Source organism: Microvirga sp. Mcv34 (assembly GCF_024519725.1).
Lineage (GTDB): Bacteria > Pseudomonadota > Alphaproteobacteria > Rhizobiales > Beijerinckiaceae > Microvirga.
Map to the genome: position 1 here is coordinate 21,268 of NZ_JALJRK010000023.1, position 16,650 is coordinate 37,917.

The window sequence follows — 16,650 nt, forward strand, 5'->3', positions numbered from 1 at the left end:
GATGTCGCACACGTTCTTCATCGCATTCTCCTACATCCTGACGGGGCTGGTCATCGCCGGATTGGTCCTGCGCGCGGTGATCGACCACCGCATCCAGGTTCGCGCGCTGGCCGAGCTCGAATCGCGCGGCGTCGGACGGAGGTCCCGCCGTGGCTGAAGCCGCCGAGCGTCCACGCTCCCGCCTGATCTTCCTTTTGCCCGCGCTCGTCTTCGGCGCCCTGGTGGTGCTCTTCGGCGTGCAGCTGATCTCGGGACGAAATCCCGCCGAGGTGCCCTCGGTTCTGATCAACAAGCCCGTGCCGACCTTCAGTCTCGCGCCGCTCGAAGGCCTGCTGGCCAACGGCCAGCCGGTGCCGGGCTTCTCGAACGATGATCTCAAGGGTCGCGTGACGGTGGTGAATGTCTGGGCGTCCTGGTGCGCCCCCTGCCGCCAGGAGCATCCGCTGCTGGTCGATCTCGCCAAGGATCCGTCGATCCGGGTAGTCGGCATCAACCAGAAGGACAATCCGGACAACGCCCGCCGCTTCCTCGGCGCGCTGGGCAATCCCTATGCGGCCGTCGGCATCGATCCCAACGGCCGCGCGTCCATCGACTGGGGCGTCTACGGCGTGCCCGAAACCTTCATCGTCGGCCCGGACGGCACGATCCGGTACAAGCATATCGGCCCGCTGACGCCGGAGAATTTCGAGGCGTTCAGGGAGAAGCTGCGCCAAATCCCGCGCGCTTGAGCCGGTTGATCGCCACGTCCAGGGCCGAGAGAAAGGCCGAGCGGTCCTTTTGCGAAAACGGCCTCGGTCCAGCCGTCACCTCGCCCATGGCGCGCAGGTCTTCCATCAGGTTGCGGGTGGCGAGCGCCATGCCGACGGAGGATTCCGAGAACGGCTTTCCGGTGGGGCCAATCACGTCGGCGCCGGCCTTCACGCAGCGGCTCGCGAGCGGGATGTCGGCGGTGATCACGATGGCGCCGCGCCGGGCGCGCTCGGCGATCCAGTCATCGGCCGCATCGAAGCCCGAGCTGACCACGATGCGTTCGATCAGCGGATTCTGAGGCACTTGCAGGAAGGCGTTCGACACCACGAACACCTTGACGCCGTGCCGCTCGGCGACCCGGTAGATCTCCGGCTTCACCGGGCAGGCATCCGCATCCACGTAAATCACGATCGGTTGGACCATTTCGTTCATCGGCCATATATTCCTGTGGGATGCGGGGATGCCGCCAGGATCTCTCCGGCTGGTCGTGGTGCGTAAGCTTTCCGTAAAGGGCTTTGAGTCACGTGTCGACCGGACCATATCCAACCTGGAGAGCAGAAAGAAACCCGTGACTCCCCGATCCCGTATCCGCGCCGCCCTGGGCCTGATCGACAGGCTGCGAACGTCTCCCTCCTTGAGCGATGCCACGCACCGGCTGATCCGGGAGGCCGATACGGGCGCGCTTCAGCGCGCCGGGCTCGCGCGCATGGTCACGGCCGGGCTGCTGCTCGTGGCCGTCCTGGTCACCACGTCGGGCGTCGAGCTCACCAATCCCATCGCCCTCCGGCAGATCTGGGCCGCCGAGCTCACGCTGATCCTCTTCGGAGCGCTCGGCTGGGGCGGCGCCTGGCTCGCGTCCAGGCGCATCGGCATCGAGAAGCTGCCGGTCATCACGGCCGTGGTCGACGCCTGCCTGGTCCTCGGCAACCTCGGCTACACCCATTGGGGTCTCGGCATTCCCGGCAGCCTCTTCTCGGTGTTTCCGGTCGCCTGGGTCGTGCCCATCACCATGGCGGCGGCGGCCATTCACTACCAGCCCCGGCTCCAGGCCTTCGTGGCGGCCATCTATGTGATCGGCCTCTCGCTGCTTGCCTTCGGCAGCGGGTACCTGAGCCCGGCCGACCGCCAGGAGGATCTGGCGGAGATCGTCGGCGTGTTCTCGGCCCAAGCCAACATGGTCCGCATCGTCATGGTGTTCGCCGCCGCCCTGATCCTGATCCTGGTGGCGCGCCAGGGACGCCTCATGCTGGAGCGGGCCGTGCGCGAGACGACCCTACGTGTGACGCTCACCCGCTACCTGCCGCGGGAGCTGGCGCCGATCCTGACCGACCAGGCCTTCGCATCCCTGCGCCAGGGGCGGCGCATTCCGGTGACCCTGCTCTTCGTCGACATCCGCGCTTCGACCACCTTCGGCGAAACCATGGAGCCGGCGCAGCTCGCGGTTTTCATCACGTCGTTCCGCCGCCGTGTCCTGCGGGCGGCCTCCCGGCATGGCGGCGTCATCGACAAGTTCACGGGCGACGGGGCTCTCATCCTTTTCGGCGTGCCGGGCGCCCGGGACGACGATGCGCGCCGGGCGCTCGCCTGCGGCCGCACCCTCCTGACCCTGATCGACCGCTGGAACGCCAAGCGCGGCTTCAACCCGCCGGTGCGCATCGGCATCGGCATCCACACGGGCGATGTGTTCTGCGGCGTGGTGGGGGACGAGAGCCGGCTTGAATTCACCGTGGTCGGCGAGACGGTCAACATCGCGTCGCGCATCGAGCAGGCTACGAAGTCGGCCGATTGCGAACTTCTCGCCTCGCAGGAAACCGTGGCGGCGGCCGGCGAGGAGGAAAGCTGGACCGAGGTCGAGTGCGAACCCCTGCCGGGGGTCACGCGCAGGATGGTGCTGATGAAGCCGGTCGGGTGAGGCTCACCCTCTCGCCCGCGCGATGGCCTCGCGCTTCTGCTCCAGGCTCATGCCGCCGACATAAGCTTCCGTCCCGATCAAGAAGGAGGGCGTCGCCACGAGGCCGAGATCGCTGCCGGTCGCGAAGGCTTCCTTCATCCAGCCGGTGGTCTTGTCGCTGTTGGCGATCTCGGTCATGCGCGCCCGGTCGCCGCCGAGCTTCTCCGCTGCCGCCAGCGCCCGCTCGCCGTCGACCGTGCCGCGCAGGGCGAACAGGGCGAGGTGCAGGGGCAGGTATCGCTCGGGCCCGTAGAGCTGCAGAAAGGCCAGGGCCGCGCGCGTCGCCGCGACCGATTGCGGGCTCAGCACGGCGAAGTTCACCAGCATGTAGGACAGCTCTGGCTCCGCCTTCAGCAGGTCGGGCAGGCTCTGCGCCGACCGTTTGCACCAGGGGCAGTTGTAGTCGAAGTACTCCACCATGATCACGTCGCCGTGCGGGTGGCCGATGCGCACGATCGAAGGAAGGTTCAGGGTGTTGTCGATCAGCTCCACCGGGATCATCTGCGGCTCCGGCGCGGATTGCGCAAAGGCGGGAGCTTTCGTGCCGGACAGGGCGAGACCGGCGAGAAGAACGCGGCGGGACAGGATCATGAACAATACTCTCGTAAGGTGAGATCCTCGTGCCGGTCGAACATGGCGATGGCAAGGCCAAGGTTCATTTTCTCGCGGACTCGTGAAAGGTGGTCCTCTCGCGGCGATAGCGTGCCGCGCAAGGCTCTCACACGCCGGTCCACGACGTGATGAAGGGCGGCACGTCGCCGGGCGGCATGGGGCGGCCGAAATGGTATCCCTGAACGAGGTCGCAGCTCATGCGCTGCAGGAGGGTGGCCTGAAAAGCGTTCTCGACGCCTTCCGCCACCACCTCGATGCCGAGGTTACGACCGAGATTCAGGAGCGCCCTGACGATGGCGGCGTCGTCCGCGTCCGTTTCCAGGCCGGCGACGAAGCTGCGGTCGATCTTGATGGCATCGACCGGATAGCGCTTGAGATGCGACAGGGAGGCATAGCCGGTGCCGAAATCATCGAGCGCGATCGTCACGCCCTCTGCGCACAGGGTGCGCAGCGCCCGCTCGACGTATTCGGCGCCGGAGCCGAGAAAAACGCTCTCGGTCACTTCCACTTCCAGGCACTGGGCCGGCACGTTCATCCATCTCAGGTCTTCGAGGACGCGCTCGGCATAGTTGTCGCGCCGGAACTCGGCTGCCGAGGCATTGATGGCGATGCGGCCGAAGGTGAGGCCGGCATCGAGCCAGGCGCGGATATCCCTGAGGATGCAGGACCGCATGCGCTCGCCGATGGCCGTTCCGAGCTCGGTGTCGTTGAAGGCGGGAGCGATCGTCTCGGGCGACTGGATTCCGCCCCGGGGGTGATGCCAGCGCAGAAGTGCCTCGAACCCGGCGAGCGCGCCCGTGGCGAGCGTCACCTTGGGCTGGTAGAACGGCACGATCCAGTCGGACGCCACCGCGCGGGCCGCCACCTCCAGGGCTGACGCGGTGCGCTGCGATTCCTCCCGCATGGTCGTGACGAACATCCTGAACGAGCCGCGTCCGGAGGTCTTGCTGCGGTAGAGCGCCAGATCGGCCTGCTTCTGAAGCTCTTCCGAGCTCATGGCGAGACCAGCCGAAACGGTCCCGCCGATGCTCGTGCGGCAGTCCAGGAGCTTGCCGTTGCGTTTCAGAGGCTCCTGCATGCGGGTCAGGATGGTTTGCGCCATGGCGGCGACGTCCCATTCGCCCGCGATCTCGGGCAGAAGCACGGCGAACTCGTCGCCGCCCAGCCGGGCGACGGTGTCGCCAGGGCGCGCCGCATGGCGCAGCCGCTGCGCGAACTCCCTCAAGAGAGCGTCGCCGGCATCGTGGCCGAACCGGTCGTTGATCTGCTTGAGGTGATCGAGGTCCATGACCAGCAGGCCCGTGACCCGGGAGGAGCCGGGCGCGGGGGCGAGGGCCTCCTGAAGACGTTCGCGGAACAGCCTGCGGTTGGCGAGACCCGTGAGGTCGTCGTGGTGGGCGGCCCAGCGGAGGGTCTCCTCCGTGAGCTTGCGGTCGTGGATGTCCTCGACCGCCCCGTACCAGCGGATGATGGCTCCGTCTCTGCTCCGCCGGGGAGCGGCCCGGGAGCGGAACCAGCGATAGGTCCCGTCCACCATGCGCAGGCGGTAATCCATATCCAGCCCTTCACCGGCCTCGACCGCCCGGGACCAGCGGCTCAGGGAGGTGGGCGCGTCATCGGGATGCAGGGCTCGGCTCCAGCCGAAACCCAGCGCCTCCCGCAGGTCCATGCCGGTCAGGTCGCGCCAGCGCGAGGAAATGTCGAGGAGATTGCCCTGCGGATCCGCCGTCCACGAGATCTGCGGATTGAGCTCGACGGAATGGCGGTGATGCTCCTCGCTCTCCCGCAGAGCCACGTCGCTGCGCTGCCGCTCGAGTACCAGGACCGCCAGATGCAGCACCGCCTCCATGCGCTCCATCTCGTCGCTGCTCGGAGCCCGGGACTCGCCATAATAGAACCCGAAGGTACCGAGCACTTCACCGGACCGCGAGAAGATCGGCGTCGACCAGCAGGCCCGCAGGCCGTGGGCCAGGGCGAGATCGCGCCAGTGAGCCCAGAAGGGATCCGATGCGATATCGGATACGATGACGCTGTCGCGCAGGTAAACGGCGGTTCCGCACGAACCCACGTTCGGCCCGACTTCCAGGCCGTCGATCGCCGCATTGTAGGCGGGCGGGAGGCTTGGCGCGGCACCGTGACGGAGCAGACCGGTCTCGGCATCGTACAGCAGGACCGAGCACCGGGCGCCGGGGAGCTGGACTTCCGCCAGCCCGCAGAGCGCGGACAGGATCTCGCCGATAGGCTGGCCGGCAGCAACCATTTCCAGCACATCGGCATGGCCCTGCAGGGCGAGTTCCGCTTCCTTCCGGTCGTGAATGTCTTCCGTCGTCCCGTACCAGAACGCGACGGAGCCGGTCTCGTCGCGCCGGGCCGCCGAACTCGACCGGCACCAGCGATAGCTGCCGTCCGCCATCCTGATCCGGTATTCACATTGATAGGGTGCGCCGGCCGCGATGCTTTCGCGCCTCGCCTCGACCAGGCGGGGCAGGTCGTCCGGGTGAACCAGCTTGACCCAGCCGTTGCCCACCAGCGCCTCGGGCGGCTGGCCGATCCATTCGCGCCAACCGGGCCCCACCTCGACGACCTTGCCGGAGGCATCGGCCAGCCAGGGGATCTGACGGCTTAGGGTGAAAGCGTAATGATACAGACTGTCATGAGTTGTCGGTCCATTCCTCTTCGTCATGAGCAAATCCTCGCGAATTAACTCATGGGCGGAAGTGAAACCAACGTCCTCGTTCCAACGCATACAGCAAACCGAAATGCCGCGAATATCGAATGAATTCTTGGCCTAGATTGGTATGACTGTCCATTAGGAGGAATGGACTAAGGCAGCTTTTCAGAGAACGCCACAAGATCGTTTTTATTGATGCTTTATTGATAAGGTTAAGCAAAGGCGCGGAGCTCAGGTGCTCCGGCATTGCGACCCTGCGAGAGCTACGGCTCTCACGGACGCCTCACGACATTTCGGGCGACAACTGTCACCTGCTGCTCGATCGCTGAAGCGCCATCCCGGGAGCAGTTCGTCGACGAGCCTGCATTGTCGTGAAGGGGGCTTACTTTCCGTACTGGGTCTATTGTTTTGTAATAACATAAAATGTAGTATGGACTGACCTTTCCCCTCCATCTCACCAACCGAGCCTTGCATGACTCAAACCCTCGCCGGCAGCACCTTCAACCTGACCAATAGTGACGATATCCTCGATAACATCACTGGAACGGCCGAGGATGACACGTTCGTAGCCGTCTACGGCACCCTCAACGTCGGTGACAGACTCACTGGCGGCGCCGGAAACGACACGCTGCAGCTCGGGTACTGGTCCGATGGAAATGGAAGAAGCGGTATCCAACTTTCGTGGATCGATTTCACAGGCATCGAAACCATCCTGGGCTCGGATAGAGACGATCTCATCACCCTTGATGGCGGGCAACTTCAGGACGTCAAGGTCATCAACGGCGGTGGCAGCCAATACGGTTTTGATTCGCTGAACCTTCAAGGAACCATGATCGACCTGACCGGAAAGATCGTCACAGGATTTAGTTCGATCGAGGTCAACACCGATGGAGCGACCGTTAAGGTCGACAATGTAGACACTGCCAAATTGATGCGGGGCTCTCAAGCACAGAACGATCACCTGATCCTGACTCAGGGAACGCTCACGAACGACGAACGCAACCAGCTTCATGCCCGGGGTGTCGACAAGATCACCGCCGGAGGCGTCACGACAGAGAACAAGGCTCCGGTTGTGGCCAATCTCGACGGAGACCGGGTCGTTGCTTCCCTTTTTGGCCAGCTTCGTTCGGCTCGACGCCGGCGCGCCCGTGACGCTGACCGACGACGATCCGACACCCTCCCAGATCAGCGTTAGGATCAAGACCCGGCAAGAGGCCAACGATATCATAGGGATCGACCTCACAGGCGGCTCCATCGCCCTTTCCGACAGACTGCGGCCCGGAAGTCGGATCTCCATCAAAGAGGCGAACATATGGAAGGACATCGGAGGGCTCAACTCAGGCGCAGGCTATGGCCAGTTGTCCATCTCGCTGAATGCTGACGCCACGCCGGAGCGGGTGCAAACCCTTCTCCAGGCGCTGACTTATTATACTTACGAGATTTTGCGGGAGACTTTGCAGGTCGAAATTGCGGTGTCAGACCCCGGCGGCCGCAAGTCGGTCTCAACCGTGACCGTCATCAGGGAGGATAATGAGGCACCCGGTTCAGTGACTCTCGATTCGGCGACGAGCCTCACCGTCGCGGAGAATACTGCCTTCTCCGGCCTTCTGTCCGCGACCGACGACCTGACGCCTGCCGGAGACCTCACTTTCTCCTTCGACCCCTCCGCCCCGGGCGGCGGCAATGCAGGCGGGCTGTTCGTGATCGAGGGCGGCCGGCTCAAGCTCGCGCCAGGACGCAGCCTCGATTACGAGGCGCTTCCAGCCGGACAGAAATCTGTTTCCGTTTACGTCAAGGCGACGGATTCCGAGGACGGTGTCGGGGCGACGCAGGCCATCACGATCAACGTGACCAACGACGTGCAGGACGACAGCACCGATGGACCGGACGTTCTCATCGGCGGAGACAAAAGCGAAATCCTGAACGGCAAGGGCGGCAACGACGTCATCCGGGGCAATGGCGGCGACGATACGCTCTCCGGCGGGGCCGGTAAGGACACGCTGGATGGCGGTGCGGGCAAGGACATCTTCGTGTTCGACGCCAAGCTGGCGAAGACGAACAAGCTGAACAAGAAGCAGAACCTGGACAAGGTCCTCGACTTCGTCGTGGCCGACGACACCATCCACCTGGCCAAGAGCGTGTTTTCCAAGATCACCAAGAAGGGCGTGCTCAAGAAGGGCGAGTTCTTCATCGGCAGCGCGGCGCATGATCGGGACGATCGGGTGATCTACAACAAGAAGACCGGCGCGCTCTCCTACGATGCCGACGGCAATGGCGCCAAGGAGGCGATCCAGTTCGCCACGCTGGCCAAGAACCTCAAGCTCACCAACCTCGATTTGTTCGTCGTCTGACGCCGCGCGACCACGCTTCAGGCGTCCGCCCGGGCCTCCACCGTCATCACCCCCGGACTTGTTCCGGGGACCAGTGCCGGTGATCTCGACGGAAAAACGCGACACATCAAAGACGAGAGCTGTTTCCACGTCTGTGGAAACAGCTCTCGTCCCACAAAATCGGTATAGCGGGGAACGATCCACGCATCGGGTCTCGGTCCGGTCGAGGGCGTCCGTTGCGGCTGCTCATGCGCCGGCCAGCGAGGCGATATCTTGCAGGCGCCCACCCTCTCGACGGCCAGACGCGTCCTTGCCGACAAGGTCCAGGCCAGTAATGCGTTGCGCCACTGCGTCGTCGCGCTGGGAGCCGATGCGGTGATACCGTTCGACTTGGTACGCCCGGCGGCCGCCCACGTCCTCAGCTTCGATCACCGCGCCTGCGCAATCCTATGGATGCGTCGAAGGTCGATCCAGCCTAGCCCTCTTCGCCCGTCACGCCGGCGGCGTCCTGGGCCTTCAGGATCTCGGGGCGCGGCATCGAGATGATGTTGTAGCCGGAATCCACGTAGTGGATCTCGCCGGTCACGCCGTTCGAGAGGTCGGAGAGCAGGTAGAGGGCCGAGCCGCCGATATCCTCGATGGTCACCGTGCGCCGCAAGGGGGCATGGGCCTTCTGGTAGGTGAACATGAGGCGGGCGTCCGAGATGCCGGCGCCGGCGAGCGTGCGCACGGGACCGGCCGAGATCGCATTGCAGCGGATGCCCTTCGGGCCGAGATCGGACGCGATGTAGCGCATGGAGGCTTCCAGCGCCGCCTTGGCCACGCCCATCACGTTGTAGTTCGGCATGACCCGGGTCGAGCCGCCATAGGTGAGGGTCAGCAGCGAACCGCCGTTCCTCATGCGGCTGGCGGCGCGCTGGGCGATCTCCGTGAAGGAGAAGCAGGAGATCACCATGGTGCGGGAAAAGTTCTCCCGGGTGGTGACGTCCACATAGGAGCCCTTGAGCTGCGACTTGTCGGAGAAGCCGATGGCGTGGACCACGAAGTCGAGGCCGTCCCAGGTCCTGTCGAGGGTCTCGAACACCGCATCGACGGAGGCGATATCCTCCACGTCGCAGGGAATAACGAGTTCGGAGCCGAGCGACTGCGCCAGAGGAGCGACACGCTTGCCCAGGGCATCGCCCTGATAGGTGAAGGCGAGCTCCGCCCCGTGCTGGGCCAGGGTCTTGGCGATGCCCCAGGCGATGGAATGGTCGTTGGCGACGCCCATGATGAGGCCGCGCTTTCCTTGCATCAGACCGGTCACTTGGGTCCCCCTGTGCATCGGCTCCATCGTGCGATGCCAATTATTATGAAAGTGTGCATCGCGAGCCGGAAGAATGGTGTCGGTGAGCGAGTCCATGCGAATCCCCCAGGAATGAATCGGGGCATCGCATGGAGCCGTCTCAGGTTTATGACAGAGTCTTATCCGTTGTAACGGCTGAAGACGAGTGTGGCATTGGTGCCGCCGAAGCCGAAGGAGTTCGACAGGACGGTGTCGATCTTGGCATCGTCGATGCGCTTGCGGACGATGTTCATGTCGGCGAATTCCGGATCGAGCTCGTCGATATGGGCGCTTTCGCAGATGAAGCGGTTGTTCATCATCAGGAGCGAATAGATTGCCTCCTGCACGCCGGTGGCGCCGAGCGAGTGGCCGGTGAGCGATTTCGTCGCAGAGATCGGCGGGCACTTGTCGCCCGAGCCGAAGACCTGACGGATCGCCTCGATCTCCTTCTGGTCGCCCACGGGGGTCGAGGTGGCGTGCGGGTTGATGTAGTCGATCGGGTTGTGGACGTCCTTGAGGGCCATGCGCATGCAGCGGATCGCGCCCTCGCCGGACGGGGCCACCATGTCGTAGCCGTCCGAGGTCATGCCATAGCCGACGATCTCCCCATAGATGCGGGCGCCGCGGGCTTTGGCGTGCTCCAGCTCCTCCAGCACCAGCACGCCTGCGCCGCCGGCGATGACGAAGCCGTCGCGGCTGGCGTCATAGGCGCGGGAAGCCCGGGTCGGGGTGTCGTTGTACTTGGTGGACATGGCGCCCATGGCGTCGAAGAGGTTGGACATGGTCCAGTCCAGATCCTCGCAGCCGCCGGCGAACATCACGTCCTGCTTGCCGTACTGGATCATCTCGTAGGCATTGCCGACGCAGTGATTCGAGGTCGCGCACGCAGACGAGATCGAATAGTTCACGCCCTTGATCTTGAACCAGGTCGCGAGGGTTGCCGACGCCGTGGAGGACATCGCCTTCGGCACGGCGAAGGGGCCGATGCGCTTCGGGCCTTTGTCGCGGGTGATGTCGGCCGCTTCGACGATCACCCGGGTGGACGGGCCGCCCGAGCCCATGATGATGCCCGTGCGCTCGTTGGAGATGTCGCTCTCCTCCAAGCCCGCGTCCCGGATGGCCTGGTCCATGGCCACGTGGTTCCAGGCGGTGCCCCGGGCGTGGAAGCGCATGGCGCGGCGATCGACGATCTCTTCCGGGTTCAGGCTGGGAGCGCCGTGAACCTGGCAGCGGAAGCCGTATTTCGTGTAATCTTCGGCCTTGCTGATCCCGGACTTCGCTTCGCGCAGAGAGGCAAGCACCTCCTGCGTGTTGTTGCCGATGGACGACACGATGCCCATTCCGGTGACGACGACGCGCCTCATAGCCTACCTCTTCAAAGGATCTTCACTGTCTGCCTTGGCGGTTCAACACGTAAGGTCGATCCTGCTCATTCTCAACACTGAGCCATGCGAATGGGATGAAAGCGTGATCCCAAGGAAGGCCCCGCCGCTTCGCGGCAGGGTCGGTTCTTTAAAAAAGAATACGCTTTGTCAATAGGATGGGACAGGTGCTGACCTTTGGTCAGCACCCGAAAAACTAGCCGCCTGCGGCCGCATCCGCCTGAAACAGGCCGACGCGCATGTCCTTGGCCTCGTAGATCCGGCGCCCGTCGGCCTCCAGCCAGCCGTCGGCGATGCCGAGCACCAGCTTCGAGCGGAAGACGCGCTTGAGATCGACGCCGTAGACAACTTTCTTGACCGTCGGCAGCACCTGGTCGGAGAATTTCACCTCGCCGACGCCGAGCGCCCGGCCGCGGCCGGGCGAACCGCCCCAGCCGAGGAAGAAGCCCGTCATCTGCCAGAGGGCGTCCAGGCCCAGGCAGCCCGGCATCACCGGGTCGCCCTGGAAATGGCAGGGGAAGAACCAGAGATCCGGCCGCACGTCGAGTTCCGCCAGCACATGGCCCTTGCCATAGGCGCCGCCATCCTCGCCAATGGAGGTGATGCGGTCGAACATCAGCATGGGCGGGAGCGGCAATTGCGCGTTGCCGTGACCGAACAATTCTCCGCGCCCGCAGGCAAGGAGCTCTTCATAGGTAAAGCTGGACTGGCGGGCCATTCCGGATGCCGATCCTTTCATCGCGTCTTCAAAAGCGGCCTCGAGACGGTCTCGGGACCTGGGTGCGGGCTCTGGTAGCACAGGCTTGGCGATCCATCAAAGGGACCTGAGCCGGGATTCTTCGCCTTTCGGGAACCGATGCCGCAGCCCCGGGCAGCCTTGCGGTTAACCTCTCGCTTTCCTATGATTGTGATGGTAGAAGCGCCCATCCGTTCATTCAGTTCCGCCGATGACCGATCCATTGTCCGCCTATATCGAGTCCACCACCGCTCCGCATCGGAAGGGTTGTCCCGTGTCCGAGCTGCGGGACAAGCTGCGTCGCGTGGGCCTGCGCCCGACCCGGCAGCGCGTGTCCCTGGGCTGGCTCCTGTTCGGCAAGGGCGACCGGCACATCACGGCTGAACTGCTCTTCGACGAGGCGTCCCGGGCCCGCGTCCCGGTCTCGCTGGCGACCGTCTACAACACCCTGCACCAGTTCACGGAAGCGGGCCTCCTGCGCCAGCTGTCGGTGGACGGCGCCAAGGCCTATTTCGACACCAACCCGACCGAGCATCACCACTTCTTCCTGGAGGAGGAGGGCGAGCTCGTCGACATGCCCGAGACCGCAGCCGTGAGCGTGGCCGACCTGCCCGAACCTCCCGCCGGCATGGAAGTGGCCGGCGTCGAGGTCATCGTGCGCCTTCGCCGTAAAGGCGTTTGAACGACCGCCTCCCTCCTGTCTGGAAAAGCGGCTTCCGGTCCGTAACAGATGCCGCTCAGCCATAGCCTCGTCGCTCTTCTCGTCACGGCCATCTGGGGCCTGAGCTTCGTCGTCATCAAGCTGGGCGTCGGCACCATGCCGCCGCTCCTGCTGGCGGCGCTCCGCTTCCTCTTCGCCGCCCTGCCGGCCGTGTTCTTCGTGGCCAAGCCCAAGACCGACTGGCGAATCGTCGTCGCTTACGGCTTTTTCCTCGGCATCGCCCAGTTCGGGCTGCTGTTCGCGGCCATCAGCCTGGGCATGCCGGCAAGCCTCGCCTCCGTGGTCATGCAGGCCCAGGTCTTCTTCACGATTCTGTTTGCCGCTCTGGTCATGGGCGAGCGTCCCGGACCGCACCAGGTGATCGGCGGCATCGTGGCGAGCTCCGGCCTCGTTCTCATCGCCTGGCCGCGCATGACCGGCGGCGGTGCCGTTCCCTTCCTCATGACCGTGCTGGCCGCCGCCGCCTGGGGCGTGGCGAACATCGTCTCGAAGCGGGCCGGGCGGGTCGACATGTTGAGTTTCATCGTCTGGTCGAGCCTCGTCGCGCCCCTGCCGCTGTTCGGGCTGTCGCTCTGGCTCGATGGGCCGGCCCAGGTCTTCGATGCGCTCAAGCATATCGACGGGAACACCGTGGCGGCGGTGGCCTATCTCGCCTATCCGACGACGATCTTCGCTTTCGGAATCTGGGCCTATCTCCTGTCCCGCCACCCGGCCGCCACGGTGACGCCGTTCGCCCTGTTTGTTCCCGTCGCGGGAATCCTGGGCTCTGCCCTCATCCTCGGCGAGGCCATGCACCCGATCGAGGCCATCGGCGGGGCGGTGATCGTCCTCGGCCTCGCCTTCAACGTCTTCGGGCGGCGGCTCCTGAGACGGGCGGCCTGATCAACGGAACAGCCCGAACCCGACCAGCGCGTAGGCGATCAGGAAGATCGCGACGAAAATGTTGAGGAAACGCGGGGCGACGATCGACGCGATCCCGAGCACCAGGGCGAGGATCGGGAGGATGTTCTTCAGGCTGAGGGAGAGCGTCATGAGGGCGTGTCTTCGGAAGAAAGGAAACGGTGTTTCCTTTTAGGGCTCGAAAGCTTGATAAATCGCAAAAGGCCTATTCGACGGTCTCGTTGGGATAGACGCCCCAGAGCTTTTCCTGCTGGATATAGCCGTCCACGTCCCGGGCGCCGTCGAGCACGATCACCACGCGGCACCATTTGCCGTCGCAGCCCTTGATGTTGGTGATCACGCCCGGCTGCAGGTGGGCAGCCACGCCGCCCTTCTCGTCGGCCCGGTCGAACAGGCTGATCGGGGGCTGATTGCCCTTGGCCCAGGGCATCACGAGCGCCGTGCGACGGCCCGACAGCAGGGAATGGAGAACCCAGCCTTCCGTGCCTTCCGAATCGCGAATGCGCCGCCAGGTCTCGTATTCGGCGATGATCTCCACCGGCAGTCCGGCCCGCTGGAACACCCAGGCGGTCCTGTGGTCCTTGGAGGGCCCCTCGCGCAGGTTCACCCGGTCGGTCTTGAGGCTCACATAGCGCGGCACCGGCAGGCCCGTGCCGAGACGGCCGCCCGGGGGCTGCTGGGCGACGGCCGCCGCGGCGCTCAGGCTGACAAGAGCAAGGGCAAGGGCGATCTTGCGCATGGTTCCCCCGATAGTGACTTTGTCTTGGGTTGAGGCTCTGGTAGAGAAGCTTGACGGAGACCGCCACGCGGCGCGTCGTCACCTTTGATCGCCGAAGCAGGGTTAAGAGAGCGTGAAACTCTCTGAACTTCGCGGGTTTTCAGTGCCGGGGACGCTTGAAGTCGATGAAGAAGAGACCTGTCGTCGTAGTCACCCGCCGCCTGCCCGACGTGATCGAGACGCGCCTGCGCGAATTGTTCGACACGCGTCTCAACCTCGAGGACAAGCCCCTCTCGCCCGAGGAACTGGCCGAGGCCGTCAAGACGGCGGACGTGCTCGTGCCGACCATCACGGACGAGATCAACGCGTCCGTTCTGGAGCAGGCCGGCCCCAACCTGAAGCTCATCGCCAATTTCGGCAACGGCGTCGACAATATCGACGTGCCGGCCGCGGTAGCCCGGGGGATCACCGTCACCAACACGCCCGGGGTGCTGACCGAGGATACGGCCGACATGACCATGGCGCTGATCCTGGCCGTCGCCCGGCGCATCCCGGAAGGTGCGCGCGTGATCCCGGAGGGCAACTGGACCGGCTGGGCGCCGACCTGGATGCTGGGCCGGCGCATCACCGGAAAGCGCCTCGGCATCGTCGGCATGGGGCGCATCGGCCAGGCGCTCGCCCGGCGCGCCAAGGCCTTCGGCCTGTCGATCCACTACCACAACCGGCGCCATGTCCCGCCGAAGATCGAGGCGGAGCTCGAGGCGACCTACTGGGAATCCCTCGACCAGATGCTGGCCCGCATGGACATCGTGTCCGTGAACTGCCCGCACACCCCGGCTACCTATCACCTGCTCTCGGCGCGGCGCCTCAAGCTCATGAAGCCCGATGCCATCCTGGTGAACACCGCCCGCGGAGAGATCATCGACGAGGGCGCGCTCACCAAGCTCATCGAAGCCGGCGCCATCGCGGGAGCCGGCCTCGACGTGTTCGAGGAGGAGCCGGCGGTCAATCCGCGCCTCGTGCGCCTCGCCAAGCAGGGCAAGGTGGTGCTGCTGCCGCATATGGGCTCCGCCACCCACGAGGGGCGCGTGGCCATGGGCGAGAAGGTCGTCGTCAACATCCGGGCCTTCGTCGATGGCCACAAGCCGCCGGACCGCGTGCTGCCCAGCATGCTTTGAAGGGCCTTCGGGTCGGAGGGCGGCGTCCTGCTGCGAACGACGCGGAGGTCCCATGCTCCCGGAGAATTTCCCGAGAGGCCGGGCGACATGCCAGGGGCGGCCCTCGGCCGCTTTCCTGCGTGAGCGATGGAGCGGCCCGTCGGCCGGGGGAAGATGTGGGTCGGAAACCGGCGCAACCAAAATCCATCTTGAGCATAAACATATGTGAGTGCGGCTGCGAAAGGAGTTTGGCCAGAACAGGAGTGTCCTTACCCCCATGGCCTTGATGACCAATTCCCTGATCCTGAAACTCGAGAAATACGGCCGGCTCTCCGATGACGAGAAGAGGGCTCTCGACAATGCCATCGCTCGGATCCGCATCGTCGACGCCGACGAGGACATCATCCGCGAGGGCGACCGCCCCACGGATAGTTCGCTGCTCCTGGAAGGCTTCGCGGCCCGCTACAAAATCGTCTCGAACGGCCGGCGGCAGATCTCGGCCATCCATGTGGCGGGCGACTTCATCGACCTGCACAGCTTTCTCCTGAAGACGATGGACCACGGCGTGCTGGCGCTCACCAATTGCCGCATAGCCCTCGTTCCGCATGCGACGCTTGAGCGGATCACGGACGAATATCCCCATCTCACCCGTCTGCTCTGGCTCAACACGCTGATCGACGGCGCCGTGCACCGGGAATGGCTCACCGCCATGGGCCGCTTGTCAGCGACGGCCCACATGGCGCACCTCATCTGCGAATTGTATCTTCGCCTGAAGGCGATCGGCCGCGTCGAGGGCGACACGATCCAGCTCCCCATCACGCAGGCGGAACTCGGCGACACGCTCGGCTTGTCGACCGTCCACGTGAACCGCGTGCTGCAGGAACTGCGCAAGGAAGGATTGATCCGTTTCCAGGGTGATGCGTTGACCATTCTCGACTGGGAACGGTTGAAGAAGGTGGGGGAGTTCACCTCGACCTATCTCAGCCTTCAGAACGAGGATCGGCAACCCTGATCCTGGAGCATTTTCGGTGAAGTGGAACCGTTTCACCATCAAACATTCAGCAACGCAAAGACGAGCGATGATTCCGCGTCAGTGGCAACAGCTCTGGGATGGACGATGAGCGACATTACTCTCCACGAAATGCCCGTTCTGGCGGATGGCGGCAGGCATGAAGGACAGCTCGTTCTCGCGGACGGGCAGCTGGTCGCGGTCTTCACCTGGGTGACGCCCGAGGAAACCGTCGGCGGGCCGGATCGGGCCGGCGGCTGGTTCCTGGAAGCGGGGTTCGGCCCCTGCAGCGGCCTGATGAGCACGACACCGCCCGTTCTCGCCACCCTCGACGATGCCGTGACCTGGGTGCGCAGCCAGCTGGATACCGGACTGACCCGGTCCTGAAA

General features: G+C 64.6%; 18 protein-coding genes. 10 read left to right on the plus strand and 8 right to left on the minus strand.

Annotated elements, in window-relative coordinates:
* Position 1 precedes the first annotated feature (1 nt).
* Both ccmD and OC446_RS13810 read left to right on the plus strand, forming a co-directional pair.
* Positions 2 to 157 carry a heme exporter protein CcmD gene (gene ccmD / locus OC446_RS13805; RefSeq protein WP_262029605.1) on the plus strand — a complete coding sequence of 52 codons (156 nt, stop codon included), beginning with the start codon at positions 2 to 4 and terminating at the stop codon, positions 155 to 157.
* Complete coding sequence (locus OC446_RS13810) at positions 150 to 728, plus strand: DsbE family thiol:disulfide interchange protein (protein WP_262029606.1); 579 nt, start codon at positions 150 to 152, stop codon at positions 726 to 728. Before ccmD ends, OC446_RS13810 begins: the two co-directional genes overlap by 8 nt.
* Here the strand turns inward: OC446_RS13810 and OC446_RS13815 are convergent.
* Complete coding sequence (locus OC446_RS13815) at positions 694 to 1,182, minus strand: YaiI/YqxD family protein (RefSeq protein WP_262029607.1); 489 nt, start codon at positions 1,180 to 1,182, stop codon at positions 694 to 696. The genes OC446_RS13810 and OC446_RS13815 overlap by 35 nt on opposite strands.
* Positions 1,183 to 1,318: 136 nt before the next feature.
* Between OC446_RS13815 and OC446_RS13820 the strand changes: the two genes are divergently transcribed.
* Complete coding sequence (locus tag OC446_RS13820) at positions 1,319 to 2,662, plus strand: adenylate/guanylate cyclase domain-containing protein (protein ID WP_262029608.1); 1,344 nt, start codon at positions 1,319 to 1,321, stop codon at positions 2,660 to 2,662.
* 3 nt (positions 2,663 to 2,665) lie between these two features.
* Here the strand turns inward: OC446_RS13820 and OC446_RS13825 are convergent, their stop codons facing one another.
* Positions 2,666 to 3,292 carry a thioredoxin domain-containing protein gene (locus OC446_RS13825; protein ID WP_262029609.1) on the minus strand — a complete coding sequence of 209 codons (627 nt, stop codon included), beginning with the start codon at positions 3,290 to 3,292 and terminating at the stop codon, positions 2,666 to 2,668.
* Positions 3,293 to 3,419: 127 nt separating this feature from the next.
* Positions 3,420 to 5,996 (minus strand): GGDEF domain-containing phosphodiesterase, encoded by a 2,577-nt coding sequence (locus OC446_RS13830; protein WP_262029610.1) that lies wholly within the window; start codon positions 5,994 to 5,996, stop codon positions 3,420 to 3,422.
* A gap of 460 nt (positions 5,997 to 6,456) precedes the next feature.
* Here OC446_RS13830 and OC446_RS13835 point away from each other — a divergent pair, with 460 nt between their 5' ends.
* Positions 6,457 to 7,179, plus strand: a complete 723-nt coding sequence (locus tag OC446_RS13835) for a hypothetical protein (RefSeq protein ID WP_262029663.1) — start codon at positions 6,457 to 6,459, stop codon at positions 7,177 to 7,179.
* On the plus strand, positions 7,085 to 8,335 hold the full coding sequence (locus OC446_RS13840) for a calcium-binding protein (RefSeq protein ID WP_262029611.1): 1,251 nt from the start codon (positions 7,085 to 7,087) through the stop codon (positions 8,333 to 8,335). The genes OC446_RS13835 and OC446_RS13840 overlap by 95 nt, the downstream gene beginning before the upstream one ends.
* A gap of 454 nt (positions 8,336 to 8,789) precedes the next feature.
* Here OC446_RS13840 and fabI read toward each other — a convergent pair whose 3' ends face one another.
* From fabI to fabA, 3 genes are all read right to left on the minus strand, one after another.
* On the minus strand, positions 8,790 to 9,620 hold the full coding sequence (gene fabI, locus OC446_RS13845; RefSeq protein ID WP_315986505.1) for an enoyl-ACP reductase FabI: 831 nt from the start codon (positions 9,618 to 9,620) through the stop codon (positions 8,790 to 8,792).
* Between the two features lie 158 nt (positions 9,621 to 9,778).
* Entirely contained in the window at positions 9,779 to 11,002 is a 1,224-nt protein-coding gene (gene fabB / locus OC446_RS13850; RefSeq protein WP_262029612.1) for a beta-ketoacyl-ACP synthase I, read from the minus strand.
* A gap of 214 nt (positions 11,003 to 11,216) precedes the next feature.
* Positions 11,217 to 11,738: a 3-hydroxyacyl-[acyl-carrier-protein] dehydratase FabA gene (gene fabA / locus OC446_RS13855; protein ID WP_262029613.1), complete on the minus strand. Its 522-nt coding sequence runs from the start codon at positions 11,736 to 11,738 to the stop codon at positions 11,217 to 11,219.
* 229 nt (positions 11,739 to 11,967) lie between these two features.
* Here fabA and irrA point away from each other — a divergent pair, with 229 nt between their 5' ends.
* Positions 11,968 to 12,438, plus strand: a complete 471-nt coding sequence (gene irrA, locus OC446_RS13860) for an iron response transcriptional regulator IrrA (protein WP_262029614.1) — start codon at positions 11,968 to 11,970, stop codon at positions 12,436 to 12,438.
* Between the two features lie 48 nt (positions 12,439 to 12,486).
* The gene (locus tag OC446_RS13865) at positions 12,487 to 13,359 is read left to right on the plus strand and encodes an EamA family transporter (protein WP_262029615.1); all 873 of its coding nucleotides are present in this window, start codon (positions 12,487 to 12,489) and stop codon (positions 13,357 to 13,359) included.
* On the opposite strand, the gene OC446_RS13870 is transcribed toward OC446_RS13865, so the two are convergent.
* Positions 13,360 to 13,509 (minus strand): DUF3096 domain-containing protein, encoded by a 150-nt coding sequence (locus OC446_RS13870; RefSeq protein ID WP_262029616.1) that lies wholly within the window; start codon positions 13,507 to 13,509, stop codon positions 13,360 to 13,362.
* Positions 13,510 to 13,582: 73 nt separating this feature from the next.
* Positions 13,583 to 14,116 (minus strand): SH3 domain-containing protein, encoded by a 534-nt coding sequence (locus OC446_RS13875; protein WP_262029617.1) that lies wholly within the window; start codon positions 14,114 to 14,116, stop codon positions 13,583 to 13,585.
* Between the two features lie 164 nt (positions 14,117 to 14,280).
* Here OC446_RS13875 and OC446_RS13880 point away from each other — a divergent pair, with 164 nt between their 5' ends.
* From OC446_RS13880 to OC446_RS13890, 3 genes are all read left to right on the plus strand, one after another.
* The gene (locus tag OC446_RS13880; protein ID WP_262029618.1) at positions 14,281 to 15,273 is read left to right on the plus strand and encodes a 2-hydroxyacid dehydrogenase; all 993 of its coding nucleotides are present in this window, start codon (positions 14,281 to 14,283) and stop codon (positions 15,271 to 15,273) included.
* 265 nt (positions 15,274 to 15,538) lie between these two features.
* Positions 15,539 to 16,264 carry a Crp/Fnr family transcriptional regulator gene (locus tag OC446_RS13885; protein ID WP_410055073.1) on the plus strand — a complete coding sequence of 242 codons (726 nt, stop codon included), beginning with the start codon at positions 15,539 to 15,541 and terminating at the stop codon, positions 16,262 to 16,264.
* 105 nt (positions 16,265 to 16,369) lie between these two features.
* A complete protein-coding gene (locus OC446_RS13890; RefSeq protein ID WP_262029620.1) occupies positions 16,370 to 16,648 on the plus strand; it encodes a hypothetical protein in 279 nt (92 codons plus the stop codon).
* The last annotated feature ends 2 nt before the right edge of the window (positions 16,649 to 16,650 follow it).